General features: G+C 68.2%; 11 protein-coding genes. 4 read left to right on the plus strand and 7 right to left on the minus strand.

The features are described from left to right. Positions 1-305: 305 nt before the first annotated feature. The 3 genes from ACWDTI_RS20230 (at position 306) to ACWDTI_RS20240 (ending at position 3561) form a co-directional block, all read left to right on the plus strand. On the plus strand, positions 306-848 hold the full coding sequence (locus ACWDTI_RS20230) for a hypothetical protein (RefSeq protein WP_449739911.1): 543 nt from the start codon (positions 306-308) through the stop codon (positions 846-848). After that, the gene (locus tag ACWDTI_RS20235; RefSeq protein ID WP_449739912.1) at positions 845-2068 is read left to right on the plus strand and encodes a type III PLP-dependent enzyme; all 1224 of its coding nucleotides are present in this window, start codon (positions 845-847) and stop codon (positions 2066-2068) included. Before ACWDTI_RS20230 ends, ACWDTI_RS20235 begins: the two co-directional genes overlap by 4 nt. Before the next feature lie 149 nt (positions 2069-2217). After that, a complete protein-coding gene (locus ACWDTI_RS20240; RefSeq protein WP_449739913.1) occupies positions 2218-3561 on the plus strand; it encodes an NAD-dependent succinate-semialdehyde dehydrogenase in 1344 nt (447 codons plus the stop codon). Positions 3562-3585: 24 nt separating this feature from the next. Here the strand turns inward: ACWDTI_RS20240 and ACWDTI_RS20245 are convergent, their stop codons facing one another. From ACWDTI_RS20245 to ACWDTI_RS20260, 4 genes are read right to left on the minus strand one after another with little or no spacing between them, the layout of a single operon-like run. After that, a complete protein-coding gene (locus ACWDTI_RS20245; RefSeq protein ID WP_449739914.1) occupies positions 3586-3969 on the minus strand; it encodes a nuclear transport factor 2 family protein in 384 nt (127 codons plus the stop codon). Positions 3970-3985: 16 nt separating this feature from the next. Further along, positions 3986-4789, minus strand: coding sequence for a carbon-nitrogen hydrolase family protein (locus ACWDTI_RS20250; RefSeq protein WP_449739915.1), 804 nt, complete (start codon positions 4787-4789; stop codon positions 3986-3988). 38 nt (positions 4790-4827) lie between these two features. Beyond that, entirely contained in the window at positions 4828-5817 is a 990-nt protein-coding gene (gene speB / locus ACWDTI_RS20255) for an agmatinase (RefSeq protein ID WP_449739916.1), read from the minus strand. A gap of 1 nt (position 5818) precedes the next feature. Next, positions 5819-7312 carry a purine-cytosine permease family protein gene (locus ACWDTI_RS20260; RefSeq protein ID WP_449739917.1) on the minus strand — a complete coding sequence of 498 codons (1494 nt, stop codon included), beginning with the start codon at positions 7310-7312 and terminating at the stop codon, positions 5819-5821. 166 nt (positions 7313-7478) lie between these two features. Here ACWDTI_RS20260 and ACWDTI_RS20265 point away from each other — a divergent pair, with 166 nt between their 5' ends. Next, positions 7479-8969, plus strand: coding sequence for a PucR family transcriptional regulator (locus ACWDTI_RS20265; RefSeq protein ID WP_449739918.1), 1491 nt, complete (start codon positions 7479-7481; stop codon positions 8967-8969). Between the two features lie 6 nt (positions 8970-8975). Here the strand turns inward: ACWDTI_RS20265 and ACWDTI_RS20270 are convergent, their stop codons facing one another. The 3 genes from ACWDTI_RS20270 to ACWDTI_RS20280 form a co-directional block, all read right to left on the minus strand. Further along, complete coding sequence (locus tag ACWDTI_RS20270) at positions 8976-10373, minus strand: carotenoid oxygenase family protein (RefSeq protein ID WP_449739919.1); 1398 nt, start codon at positions 10371-10373, stop codon at positions 8976-8978. 19 nt (positions 10374-10392) lie between these two features. After that, the gene (locus tag ACWDTI_RS20275; protein ID WP_449739920.1) at positions 10393-11022 is read right to left on the minus strand and encodes a hypothetical protein; all 630 of its coding nucleotides are present in this window, start codon (positions 11020-11022) and stop codon (positions 10393-10395) included. A 109-nt stretch (positions 11023-11131) separates the two neighbouring features. After that, positions 11132-13876, minus strand: a complete 2745-nt coding sequence (locus tag ACWDTI_RS20280; RefSeq protein WP_449739921.1) for a LuxR C-terminal-related transcriptional regulator — start codon at positions 13874-13876, stop codon at positions 11132-11134. Between the last annotated feature and the right edge of the window lie 30 nt (positions 13877-13906).

Below are 13906 nucleotides of genomic sequence, written 5' to 3' on the forward strand. Positions count from 1 at the left end.
AGCCATCTGAACTCCCTCGACATGGCCTGACGACAGCATCCACCCCCGCACCGCCATACCCTGGGACGACTCGCCGATCACCTACATATCAAGCCACTCTTCGCGGTCCACGCTGGCCGTCTGCGGCGGCCCAGGTTACTTACTCGGCCAGCGAAGGGGCGGTGGCTCGGTCGGCGAAAGGTGATGGCTCGGTCGGCGATCGGTGAGGGACGGCCTGCCAGGGCGCTGATCTTCGCAACTTACCGGCGAGTTCAGGTAATGAACTACGCGTGTCCGACGCGGGCCGACCACGGCACGCTATGGCTATGTCGCACAGCCGTACTGAGCGGTGGTCAAAGGCGCGTGAGTGGTTCCGACGATACCTACCGGGTGAAATCGCTGGAACGGTCGGTGAACTGGGCTCGGCGGTGGTCGCGTATCTGCTGACCGATTCGTTGATCGTCGCCGCGGTGGCCGCCACGATCGGTGCGAACATCGGCTATTACGCCACGAATTATCTTCGCGCACATCGTGCCTACCTGTTCACCCGCAGATCGTCGAGCATCTCGCGGGGATACGATCACCTCTGGGCGATGGGTTATGCCGTGCGAAGCATCCTCATCGAGTTCGGGCCGGGGGAGATCGCCGACTCGGTGATCGTGCGCCCGGGACTCTATGCGGCGGTACCCATGGTGATCGCGTCACTCGGGCTGGCGGCCGGGTCGATGACGGGCATCGGTGTCGGGTGGGTTCTCGCGAAGGTGGCGGCCGACGTCGTGTTCTACGTGTGCACGATCCTCTCCTTCGAGGCCAACCGATCTCGGGTGGCCGACTATGGTGACGGCGCCGAATCCGTTGGTGAGTCATGAGATCCGCCTTTCGTGAGCAGGTCGTGACCGACCTGCGCGCCGCCGCGGCAGCGGGTCGGTGGCGTGAGCACGTCGTCGCCCACGGCACACCGCTCCTGCTCTTCGACCCGGTCGAACTGGCCCACAGCTACCGACGTCTCGCGACCGCGATGCCGGATGTGGCGTGGCACTTCGCGATCAAGGCCCAACCCCATCCGCGGGTGCTGTCGATCCTGGCCGCGCTCGGCGGACGATTCGACGTGGCGAGCCGATCCGAGACCGATCTCGTTCGGGCGCTGGACATTCCGATGTCACACTGTCTGTACTCCAACCCGCACCGGACCCGGGCGGACATCGCCCATGCGGCGGGTGCCGGCGTCCGTCGCTTCGTGGTCGACACGCCGGGCGCGCTCGCCAAGCTCGCCGGGGTCGAGGGCGTCCGGGTGCTGATGCGGCTCGCGACTCCCCGGGCCAACGCGCACACAGATCTGTCCACGAAGTTCGGGGCCACCGCGGAGGAAGTGGTGTCCCTGGTGAAGATGGCTCTGTCGCTGGGGATCATGGTCGAAGGCCTGTGTCTGCACGTGGGCAGCCAATGCACCCGGCCGGAGTCGTTCGGCCGCGCGATCGCCGCGGCGATCGGCCTGGTGGACCACCTCGACCGGACGACGGGCGTCCGATTGACTGTGCTCGACATCGGCGGCGGCTTTCCCGTCGCGTACACCGAACACGTGCCGCACGTCGGTGCGATCGCTAGCCACGTCGATGCGGCATTCGGGCGGCGACGTGGTGAGTTCGAGATTCTCGCCGAACCCGGGCGGTATCTGGCGGCGTCGTCGATGACGCTGATCACCTCGGTCGTCGGCACGTCGACCCGTAAAGGCCGCGAATGGCGGTTCCTCGACGACGGCATCTATGGCACGTACTCCAACGTGCTGACCGAACAGATCACCCCCGCCCTGGTCGCGGGGAGCGAGGTATTCGACGGGGCGACGCCCACCACCTCGATGATGCTGGCGGGGCCGACCTGCGACAGCATCGACGTCATCGTCGCCGACCATCCGATGCCACCGCTCGACGAGGGCGACCTGGTCATCAGTCCGATGATGGGCGCCTACACCACCGCCACCGCGAGCCGGTTCAACGGATTCGGGGCGGCGCCGATCGTCGAGGTGTACGACGACGTCCGTGCCTCCCCGGGAATTGCGGATTGGCTCGATCTGCCCACAGGCATTCACTGATCACGTTGTCAATAGCCGATTTGTCCACCGATTCCGTCACTGCTGCCGATAGTTGCTCGCGGTTTACCCTGGCCAGCGTTCGTCTCGCTGGCTAGGGTCGGAAGGAGGTGCGGCCGGCCGGCCGTCCGCTGACGTGAGAAAGGACTGCGATGAGCCTGTACGCAGTGGTCGATCCCGCCACCGGCGAGGTCGTCGAGGAGTATCCGACCGCCACCGACGAGCAGGTCGATGCGGCTGTGGCAGCCGCCCAGAATGCGTATTCGACGTGGTCGAAGACGTCGACCGTGGCACAACGTGCCGAACTCATCCGCAAGGTCGCCGCGCTGCACACAGAACGGCGTGACGAACTGGCGAAGATCATCCAGCGCGAGATGGGCAAGCCACTCGACCAGTCGCTCGGCGAGGTCGACTTCTCCGCCGCGATCTACGAGTACTACGCCGACCACGCCGAGAAGTTCCTCGCCGACGAGCCCATCGATCTGCTCGAGGGCGACGGCAGCGCGTTCATCCGCCGCAGCGCCGTCGGCGTGCTGCTGGGCATCATGCCGTGGAACTACCCCTACTACCAGGTGGCCCGGTTCGCCGGCCCCAACCTCACCTTGGGCAACACGATCGTGCTCAAGCACGCCCCGCAGTGCCCCGAGTCGGCGGCCGCGCTGCAGCAGATCTTCCTCGACGCCGGCTACCCCGAGGGCGCCTACGTGAACGTCTACGTCACCAACGAGCAGATCGCCGATGCGATCGGTGATCCTCGCGTGCAAGGCGTCTCGCTCACCGGTTCCGAACGCGCCGGTGCCGCCGTGGCGGAGATCGCCGGCCGCAACCTGAAGAAGGTCGTCCTCGAACTCGGCGGCTCGGACCCGTTCATCGTGCTGTCGTCCGACGACATCGACGCGACCGTCTCGGCCGCCGTCGACGGCCGCTTCGAGAACACCGGGCAGGCGTGCAACGCGGCGAAGCGCTTCATCGTCGACGAGAGCGTCTACGACGACTTCGTCGCGAAGTTCACCGACAAGGTGAAGTCGAGTGCCGACGGATTGGCACCGCTCTCGTCGGTGGCCGCCGCCGAACGGCTCGAGGAGCAGGTCGCGGGTGTCGTGAAGGACGGCGCCACCCTGGATTCCGCGGGCGAACGCAAGGGTGCCTACTTCCCGCCCGGTGTGCTGACGGGCGTGAACCCGGATCTTGAGAGCGCCAAGCAGGAACTGTTCGGGCCGGTTGCCACCGTGTACAAGGTGTCGGGTGAGGACGCCGCCGTCGATCTGGCCAACGACACCCCGTTCGGCCTCGGATCGTATGTGTTCACCACCGATCCCGAGCAGGCGCTGCGCGTCGCCGACAAGATCGACGCCGGCATGGTGTTCATCAACGCCGTCGGCGCCGAGGGCGTCGAGCTCCCGTTCGGCGGCGTCAAGCGTTCGGGCTTCGGCCGCGAGCTTGGCCGCTTCGGCATCGACGAGTTCGTCAACAAGAAGCTCATCCGCGTCTCCTGATCTGACTGACCTGGGCGCCGGTGCTCAACTCGACAGATGCTCGTGCATCACCAGGGGTTTGGGCTCGGCGCTCAGGTCGATGATCACGGTCTCGCGTTCATTCAGGGTGGTGCCGTCGCCGAGCGCGGTGGTGACGCGATGGGTGACGACCGCGGTGTCACCGGCGCAGGTGACCTGCCGATCGGTACTCGTGCACGTGACCACGCGCCAGCCGTCGGCGCGCCACTCGCGCCACAGCGTGCGGTACTCGTCGACGCTCAGAGCCACCGGCGACGTGTCCGGTAGCACGAAGCGCGCGGTGGTCGCGAAGCTGTCGAAGTAGGCATCCTCGTCGTTGGCGGCGAACACCGCCACGAGGTCGTCGAGTGCGGCCAGGGCGCGTTCTGCGGGAGTAGCGTTGCCGGACATGGCTTTTCGTTTCCTGTCAGTAGAGTTCGGGGCGTCGGTCGGTCAGGTAGGGGTTGCGGGCGCGCGACTCGACGAGGAGATCGCGACGCAGATCGACGACGATGAGCGCCGGGTCATGATCGGCCACCGCGAGGATCTCGCCCGACGGTGCGATCACCTCGCTCAATCCGCCATAGGTCAGATCGCGTTCGGCCCCACAGTAATTCGCATACGCGACGTAAACCTGGCTCTCCAGCGCACGAGCCGGTAGCAGGACTCGTTGCACCGCGTCGAACTCGATCATGTTTGCGGTCGGTACGCACACCACGTCGGCGCCGCCGACCGCGAGCAGCCGGACCAGCTCGCCGAACTCCACCTCGTAGCAGATCAGCATGCCAAGACGCCAGCCGTCGAGGTCGACGACGGGCGGCGGGGCTGCTCCGGGGGTGACCATCTCGCGGTCGAGATCCCCATACAGATGCGACTTGCGGTGCGTCGCCACACTGGTTCCGGACGTGTCGACGAGGCGGATCGCGTTGTACACCAGGCCGTCGGCGTCTATTTCAGCACATCCGTACAGGACTGCGACACCGGTCCGACGCGCTTCGGCCGCGACACGTTGGGCGATCGGACCCCCCGGCGGGTCGGCCAGTCGTCGAGCGCTGTCGGCGCCGATGTTGTAGCCGGTCACCATCATTTCGGGAGTGAGCAGCAGGTCCGCCGACGCCGCGACGGCCTGGTCGAGCGCGGCCGCCAGCCGGTCAAGATTCTCCTCGACCTGTTCAGGATGGGGTTCGCATTGCCACAAGGCAATTCGTAGGACATCTGATGTGGCGGTCATGGGTCAGGCTCCGAGGGTCGATGAATACGAGGTGCTGATCAGCGGTTGGCCGAGAGCACCGACAGCAGTTCGTAGGCGACGTGCGCGGCGGCGATGCCGGTGATCTCGGCGTGGTCGTAGGCCGGTGCGACCTCGACGATGTCGCCGCCGACGATGTCGAGGCCCGCGAGCCCGCGAAGCGTGTTCAGCAACTCGCGCGAGGTGAGCCCGCCTGCCTCCGGGGTGCCGGTACCCGGGGCGTGCGCCGGATCGAGGATGTCGATGTCGACGGAGACGTAAACCGGTCCGCCGGCCAATCGCGTGCGCACGCGCTCGACGATACTGCGCACCCCGTCGACCTCGTAGTCGTCGGCGCGCACCACCGCGAAGCCGAGTCGCTGGTCGTCGTCGAGATCGCCTGCGCTGTACAGCGGTCCGCGGATTCCGACGTGCATCGACCGCTCCATGTCGATCAGGCCCTCTTCGCTCGCCCGACGGAATGGCGTGCCGTGGGTGTAGGGGGCGCCGAAGTAGGTGTCCCAGGTGTCGAGGTGAGCGTCGAAGTGCAGCACCGCGATCGGCTGGCCGTGCAGCTTGTGCAGGGCACGCAGCATGGGCAGCGCGATGGTGTGGTCGCCGCCGAGCGCGAGGGTGGCGGCGCCGTCGGCGCCGAGCGCGGTTGCCGCGGCGTCGATCGTCTCGATGGCCTCGGTGATGGCGAAGGGGTTGACCGCCAGATCGCCGCAATCGACGACCTGCTGGTTGGCGAACGGCGACACGGCCATCGCAGGGTTATAGGGCCGCAACAGTTTTGACGAGGCGCGGATGTGGCCGGGGCCGAAGCGGGCTCCGGGACGGTAGCTGACGCCGGTGTCGAACGGGATGCCGACGATGTTCACGTCGCTTCCGGTGACGTCACCGCGGCGGGGGAGCCGGGCGAACGTGCCGGGCTCGGTGTATCGCGGGAACCGGGCGGCGTCGACCTGTCCGACGATGTCACCGCTGGTGATGAACTCGTGGGCGAGTCCGGGAATGATGGTGGGGGACATGTCAGTTCTCCTCCTCGGCGGCGATCTCTGCGCGGATCTCCGATGTGCTTGCGGGGTCCGACATCTCGGGATGCTCGGCCAGTATCCGTTGCTCGCGACCGAGATCCGCTGAGCGGGTGAAGGCGAGGTACGCGCCGCCGGAGACGACGAGACCGACGGCGAACGCGATGTCCACGTTGCCCATGGCGGAGGCGGCCGGGCCGACGTAGAACGGCAGGTCCATGAACGGGATCTCGGCGGCGATGCCGATCAGGAAGGCCGCGATGCCGCGCCACGGCCAGCTGCCGTACACCCCGGCCGGGGTGAAGAGGTCGGCGATCACGTAATGCCCACGGCGCACGAAGAAATAGTCGGTCAGATTCACCGCGGTCCACGGCACGAGCAGGTACAGCATGATCAGCAGCGCGGTGTTGAGCGACTCGGTGGCGTCCGACAGTGCGATGCCGAGCACCAGCCAGACCGCGGCGAGAACGACGATGGTGATCACCCGCAGGTTGCGCGTCGGGCTCACGCTCCGGACGGAGTCGATGGCGGTCACCACGGTCAGCATTCCGCTGTAGGCGTTGAGGCCCATGGTGGCGACCAGGACCAGCGTCGACACCAGTGCGAGGACGCCGCCGAGTCCCGAAACGATCTGATTGGCACCGTCATTGATACCGGAGAGGGCATCGGTGGCGCCGAGGTAGGTGGCCAGGAACGCGCCGAGCGGGATCAGCCACGCCGGTGAGGCGACCGCCCCGACGAACACCGAGGCGATGATCGACGACGGCTTGGTGTCGCGCGGGAGGTAGCGGCTGTAGTCGGAGACATAGGGCGCGTAGGTGATGTTGTAGGAGGCTGCCACCGAGAACTGCACGAGGAAGGCCACCAGGGTGAAGCCGCCCGGACCGGATGGGCCGATCGACCCGTGCACGCCACCGGCGAAGACGCCGATGGTGAGGATCAGCCACAGGGGCAGCGAAATCCAGAACAGGACGCGGAAGCTCTTGTGCAGCAGGTCATGTCCGAAGATCGCGAGTAGTGCGGCGACCACCGTGATGACCACGGCGACGGCCACGGTGTTCCAGCCGAAGATCGACTGGAGTCCGGACTTGAGGATCACCAGGTCGACGACGTTGAATCCGACGAACGTGAAGAGCGTGCCGATCAACGGGAGAAGCACACCGCGGTAACCGAATTGGGCCCGGGACTGGATCATCTGCGGCAGCCCGAGCACCGGACCCTGGGTGGCGTGGAAGGCCATGAACAGCGTGCCGAAGGCGATGCCGGCGATGCCCGCGACGATCGTCCAGATCAGCGAGAGTCCCATGGACGGCCCGACGAATCCGAGGGCCAGGGTGAACGGCTGGAAGTTCCCGACGAACCAGAACGGCCCCTGATGCGAGACCTTGCCGTGCCGTTCGTCGTCGGGCACGTAGTCGATGGACCGGGTCTCGATGGTCGGGCGCCGGGTTGAGTCGGGCTCGGCCGCGAGGTCGGCGGAGAAGGCGGTCATGGCGGGATGTCCGATCTGTGGGAGCAAGGGCGGGGAGCAAGCGTCGGCGATTACGTGTGATCCAGCGTGCGGGAAGTGTGTTCCGCGCAACAGTGACGATCTATCCAATCTGGACATTATGATTGGGCAATATGTACAACCGCTGTTCCCGAGGCGGTGACCGTCGATGATCACCGTCGCCGACGTGGTCGCGGCCCCGGAGTTGAAACTGCAGGTCGCGGCGGGTGCTGACGACCTGGACCGACCGATCTCGATGGTCCACGTCTCGGAGTTGACGACCCCACACGAGTGGTTGCACGGCGGTGAGCTGCTGATGACCATCGGGGTGCTGGTGGAGATGACCGACGCGGGGTGCCGCACCTACCTGGAGAACTGTGCGCGCGGTTCGGTCGCCGCCGTGGTGCTGGGCCTGGGCGCCCAACTCCCGTACCAGAGCTGTCCGGAACCCCTGCGCGTCGCGGCCGAGCAGGTCGGGGTGCCGTTGCTGGTGCTGCCGGGCGATGTGCCGTTCATCGCGATCACCAAGTGGGTGTTCGCGACGATGGCCGAACAGGAACGTCGCGATCTCGAGGCGGCCATGGCCACCAACCGGCGACTCACCGGGCTGGCGACCGCGAGCGCCCCGCTGCCGGCACTGCTCGAGGCGTGGTCCGAACTCAGTTCGGCACCGTGTGTCGTCTGCGACGGAGTCGGCCGGCTCGTCGCCGCGACCCCCGATGCCTCCGAGTCCGATGTCGAGGCGATGTGCCGCCTCGCCGTCGGGGTCGCCGATGACTCCGATGCGCCGGCGTGGTCGGTCCACGGAGATCACGAGATCCACACCGTCGGAACGCATGTGGCGATCGGGTACATCGTGCTCGGGGCGCAGCTCAATCCCGTCGCCCGGCACTCGTCGACCGTGCTGGTGTCGTTGCTGGCCCTGGAACTCGAGCGCCGCCACGTCGCCGGGCAACCCGAACGGCAGCGGCGCCTGACCGTGTTCAACCAGTTGATGCATCCGGGGGTGAAACCTGCACGCGCACAACAACTGGCCGAGTCGGTGGGGTGGCGGGCGTCGCTGGTCCAGGTGGCGGTCCTCAAGCCCGCGCCGGCAGACGTCGACAACATCGCCTTCCGGGTGCGGGCGTCCCTGTCGGCGGCACTGATCCGGGTGCATGCCCAACTGATCGAGGTCGCTCACCCCGAATCCGATGGTTTCGTCTCGACGATGAGCGCTCTGGCGCCCGGCTGCCCGATCGGGGTGGGGGCGCCGGTGTCGGTGGAGTCGCTGGCCGTCTCCGCGACACAGGCGAGGTCTCTGGTCGTCGTCAGCGAACAACTCGGCCGCACGGTCAGCGCCCACGACGGTCAGACCGTGCAACTCCTGCTCGGTCTCGGCAGTCCCCGGGTACTGCGCGGATTCGCCGATTCGGTGCTCGCCCCCCTCGACGGCCTCGACGCGTCCGAACGCGTGCAACTGCTCCGCACCCTCGAGGAATGGCTGCGGTGCAACGGTGCGTGGGATCCGGCGGCGAGCCGGTTGTCCGTGCACCGCAACACCGTTCGCAACCGGATGGAGCGGATCGCCTCGCTCACCGGGCGACGCCTCGACAGCGGCGACGACCGGATGGAGTTGTGGCTGGCGCTCAAGGCCCGCGCCGCGACGCCGCGGGTGTGACGCCGCTCAGGCGGGCAACCAGGCCCCGTGCAGGCCGGCCGGCACCCGGATCGGCAGGTCGATGGTGGCGATCGCGCCCGCCGACGGGTCGTCGGCGGACAACAGGTAGAAGCGCGATCGCATGTCGGTGGGGTCGGTCCCGATCGCGCCCCAATAGTCCTGGCCGCCACCGGGGAGGTAGATGGGTTCGCCGATGGCCACGCCCGGTCGCCACACCGTTTCGGTACCGGCGTGCAGGTCGTAGAACCACAGACTGTCGAGGTCGCCGCGGTCGCCCGGGCTCTTGGCGACCGTTGCGATCCGGCGGTGGTCGCGGGTCAGTGAGCGGTCGTCGATGCGGGGGAACTCCATGTCGACCGCGTTGTCGCTCAAGGTGTTTCGGGAGATACGGCCGCCGGGGTCGATGACGGCCCGGGTCAGCGCGGAGGTCGCCGGTGTGGGTTGATCGGTGAAGCCGCCCGGATAGGTCCACTCCACGTAGTCGACGGTCACCGACCCGTCGGGATCGTCGAAGGCGTTGGCGAAATGCCACACCCAGAACGGGTCGGTGTGGACCCAGCGCACCGCACCACCGTCGCGGGGGATGAGCGCGATCCGGGTGCCGTCGTCGGGCCGCCACGAGAGCAGGGAACCCCCGGTCATCGCGGCCTCCAGATCAAAGATCAAGGGGCACACGAACAGGACGATGTACCGGGAGGTGAGTGCCATGTCGTGGATCATCACCGGCTCGTCGAGTCCATCGACGGGCGTGGGGTTGCGTACCGGCTGACCGTCGGGCCCGATCACCGCCCATGTCAGGTACGGCGCCTCCAGCCCGTAGTTGAACAGCACCAGCTCGCCGGTCGCCGGATCGAGCTTGGGGTGGGCGGTACTGCCGACGCGCATGGCGCCGTCGCAGTCCGTTCTGGCCAGCGTGGCCAGGTCCTCGGACGAGAGCAGATACGGCTGATCGGCCTCCGCCATGGCCATCAGCCGACCGCCGTGGCGCACGATGTTGATGTCGGGCAACGCGCGGACGGTGCCGGCCAACCGGTCACCGACCTCGGCGGCCGGCGGTGTGTAGCCGTCGGTGATGCCGGACCAGATGGCATGTCCGGCGGCCTCTTCCGCGATCACCATGGGCGTCCGCACAAACCGGTTGCGATAGGCGGCGGTGCCGCCGTCGAGCGTGATCCGGTGCACCATGGCGTCGCCGTCGAGCGGGTAGACATACGACCCGATCGGGTCGAAGCGGGGATTGGGGCCGTTGCGCAGGTAGCTGCCGGACAGGTCGGCGGGAAGCTCGCCGCGGATCGGCAGATCGGTGACGTCGACCTCGTCGCGCTGCGGAGCGAATACCCCGGTCAGGTGTGCGTGATGGGTGAGTTCGACGGGTGCGGGGCGGGTGGGGGCGGCGTTGGTCATCGGGGTTCTCCGGTTTCGGTCAGGGGCGGCGAGCTGGAGTGGTGGGTTGTGCGGTGCCGGCCGATGCTGCCGGGCCTTGGGCGATGGCCTGGGTGCGCTTGACCGCGAGAACGATCAGCGCCACCGGGATCACCCAGTTGAGCAGGACGTTGCCCGGGTGCGCGCCGGCCACTCCGGCGGCCGATGCCAGGACACCCGCGATCACGTGGCAGCAACCCATGACGGCGACGGCACCGGCCCAGACGAGGCTGATCTGGCGGTTCTTGGCCCGGAAGATCGGCGAATGCCAGAGTGCCGGATCGACGGTCTCGCGCGCATACTGCTCGGTGAACGGCACCGTGAAGGCCGAGACCGCCATGATCGCGGCCAGGATGAACGCCGATCCGCCGCGACCGAAGGACACCAGCGCCTCGTCGACCTGGTGATTCCCGACGATGCCGATGACGGCGATGACGCCGAACAGGATCACGCCGGAGACGTCGAGGATCTTCCATCCGCGTCCCTGCATGGCGCCATACGCGGTCATGCCGAAGGCGATCGCGCACGCCGCGAGGGCGGCGACGGTCACGTGATCGGCGCCCAGTCGCTCGGCGGCGAAGCTGAAGACGAACCAGGGGGCGAGGCCGAGGATCATCGATTTGGTGTTCATGGTGTTCTCCTTGCGAGGTGGTGTTGCGGTGATGCATCCACTCTCGCCTCCGTGAATGGCGCAGACATCTGCGTCATGACGGACATTTCGCTGCCATCCGCTGGCTTCGCTAGCGCCGCGCGGCGACGTGGGCAGCGAGTTCGACGCGGGTGCGCAGGCCGAGCTTCGCCAGGGCATGTGAGACGTGGGTCTGCACGGTCCGTGTAGAGATGAACAGCTGATCGGCGATCTCGGCGCCGGACAGGCCGGTGGCCACCAGCTCGACGACGGTCACCTCGGTCTTGGTGAGACTGGCCCAGCCGTGGGTCGGCCGGTCGCGGATCGCGTTCGGATCCATCCGCAGGCCGTGTGCGCGCAGCCGTGAGGCCAGCCGGGACGAGAAGGTCACCGCCCCCATCGCCTGTGTGCGCAGGAAGGCCTGGCTCGCCAGGTCGCGGGCCTGCGACTTGTCGCCGTGTGCGGCCGCGGCGCACGCGGCCTCCTCCCAGGCGTAGGCCTCGTTGAGGCCGTCACCCAGCGCACCGAGGCCGGTTGCCGCGCGCTGCGCGACGTCGACCAGCTCCGCGAGGTCGATCCGGCCGAGCGAGGCCAGACACCGGGCTCGCGCCACGTCGGTCGGGCCGGCGGCAGCCGCGGTCGGGGCGTACGGCATCGCGTCGAGGCCCGCGAGGACCGACTCGAGCAGCGCCACGTCCTGTGCGCGTGTGCCGATCCGGGCGCATTCGATCGCGAACCACGGCAACCAGCCGTACAGGTGTGCCGACACAGCCCGGTCCCAGGTTGCCGCGGCCCCGCTCGCGGCAGGTTTGAGTTTGCGGCGGGCCTCGTGCTGCAGGGCCCACGCGCGAGCGGCATTGGGAAACCCGAACTGGTCGGTCAGCCCGGAATCGTCCCAGAGGTCGAGTCGAGTTGTCGCCGACGCCAGGTCGCCCCGGAACAGGTCGACCATGGCGCGGCCGGCGATCGCCTGCGAGGTCCACCCCATGTCGGCGGCTGCCGCCCGTTCCAGCCCGGCGTCCCAGGCCGCCGCCGCGTCGTCCAGGTTGCCACGCCCGAAGTCCACTGCGCCCTGGGTGAGCTCGTGATAGGCGGTCATCCAGTCGGTGCCGCGGTTGGCGCGCAGCCGGACGACGCTCTCGAGCAGATCGGCGGCCGCGGCCGGCCCTCGGGTGTAGAGACCGACGAGCGGCGGCCAGATGTCGGCCGACGAGGTCGCGAGCCCGCCCGACCCCACGTCCTCGCCCTGGCGCGCCGACGCCGCCAGCGCCAACCGCAGTCCGTCCTCGACCTGTCCGATCAGGAACAGCCGGAGGGCCTCGGCGACGAGTCCCTGGACCGATCTGCCCGGGCCGTCACGCTCGATGTCGAAGAACGGCTCGAGCGGGACCGGGGTAGCGCAGTCGAGCAGGTTCAGATAGTGGCGCAGATCGATGAGGCCCTGTGCCACGTCGTCGGCCAGCGGGAGCTGCAACGTCTGATCGATCAGGGATCGCGCCTGCCCGGTATCGCCTTTCGCGATCAGCGAAAAGAGCTGAATCCGAAGCAGATCGGCGATCTCGGGAATCTCTGTCGCCTGGGTGAGACCCTCCTCGGCGACCGTGGATGCGCGGGCCAACTGCCCGGTGCGTGCCAAGGCCACCGCCAGCGCGACATTGACTCCCGGCGCGGTGCTGCCGGACGTCGTGGCGGTCGTTCGGGCCAGCGTGTCGAGGAGGTCGACGGCCACCGACGGGGTGTTCGCCAGATCATTCTCGGCGCGGCGGACCGCGCTGAGCATCGCATCCCCGCCGGTCCCGGCGGCCAGCCGGTGGTGGGCCACGAACTGCGTGTTCTGTGCGTTGGCCGGAAGACCGGCGATTGCCTCGTGCAGCACCGACCGCAGCGCCGGAGCCATTCCCTCGTACGTGACGTCCGCGTAGAGGTCGTGCGTGAACCGGACCGTACGGTCGTCGGAGATGGCGATGATCCCGGCATCGACCGCCGACTGGGCCGCGCCCACCAGGGCCGCGGGGGCCGAGCCGTCGAGCGCCGCCAGATCGGCGATCCTCGCGGGGCCGCCCCACACGGCGAGTTTCCGGGTCAGTTCCCTGGTGGGTCCGTCCAGGAGCGAGAGGTGCTCGGCGATGGCGCTGCGCGTTCCCGAGGTGACGTCGGCGGCCGCCCCGGAGACCATCGACGCGTGCCCGCGGGAGATCTGCAGGCCGCCGGATTGCTCCAGCGAACGCACCATCGAGATCGCCTGCATCGGATTGCCGCCCGCCGACGACAACGCGGCTGCCAGTCCGCGGTCGGGAACGGCGCCGAGGATCTCGCCGGCGATGGCGGCGATGCTGTCCTCCGTCATCGGCGGCAGCGTCCACTCGCAAACATCTGCGCGAACAACCAAGCGGCTCAGCAGATTTCGCTCCGGAAGTGGGCGACGCCCGACGAGGAGGACCAGGGGGAGGTCACGCGTCGCCCCGGACAGCCGGAACAGCAGGTCGAGCGTCCCGGCGTCGGCATGGTGGGCGTCGTCGAGAACCAGCACGAGGGGGCCGTCGGCACACAACCCGTCGACCCGGCTGTACAGACGGTCCTCGAATCGGTCGGGCACCGGATGAGGGAGATCGATCCCGACGAGCCGGGCCGCCGCGGCGAACGGCTGCCGCCACGACATCTCATCGGCCGCCGCGTATCGGGTCGCCACCTCGAGTTCGGACTCGAACGTGCGCAACAGGTGTGACTTCCCGGTTCCCGGGCCGGCCGTGATGACCAGCGTCCGGGGCGCACCCCGCTCGTCGTCGAGGGCTGCCGCCAGCGCGCGCCGCAGTTGCTCCACCGTCGCCCGACGACTCGGGTGAACCGACGCGATCATGCGGTCAGGCTAGCGCCGAATCGGACACCG

The sequence above is a fragment of the Gordonia sp. NPDC003424 genome (genome assembly GCF_053588655.1).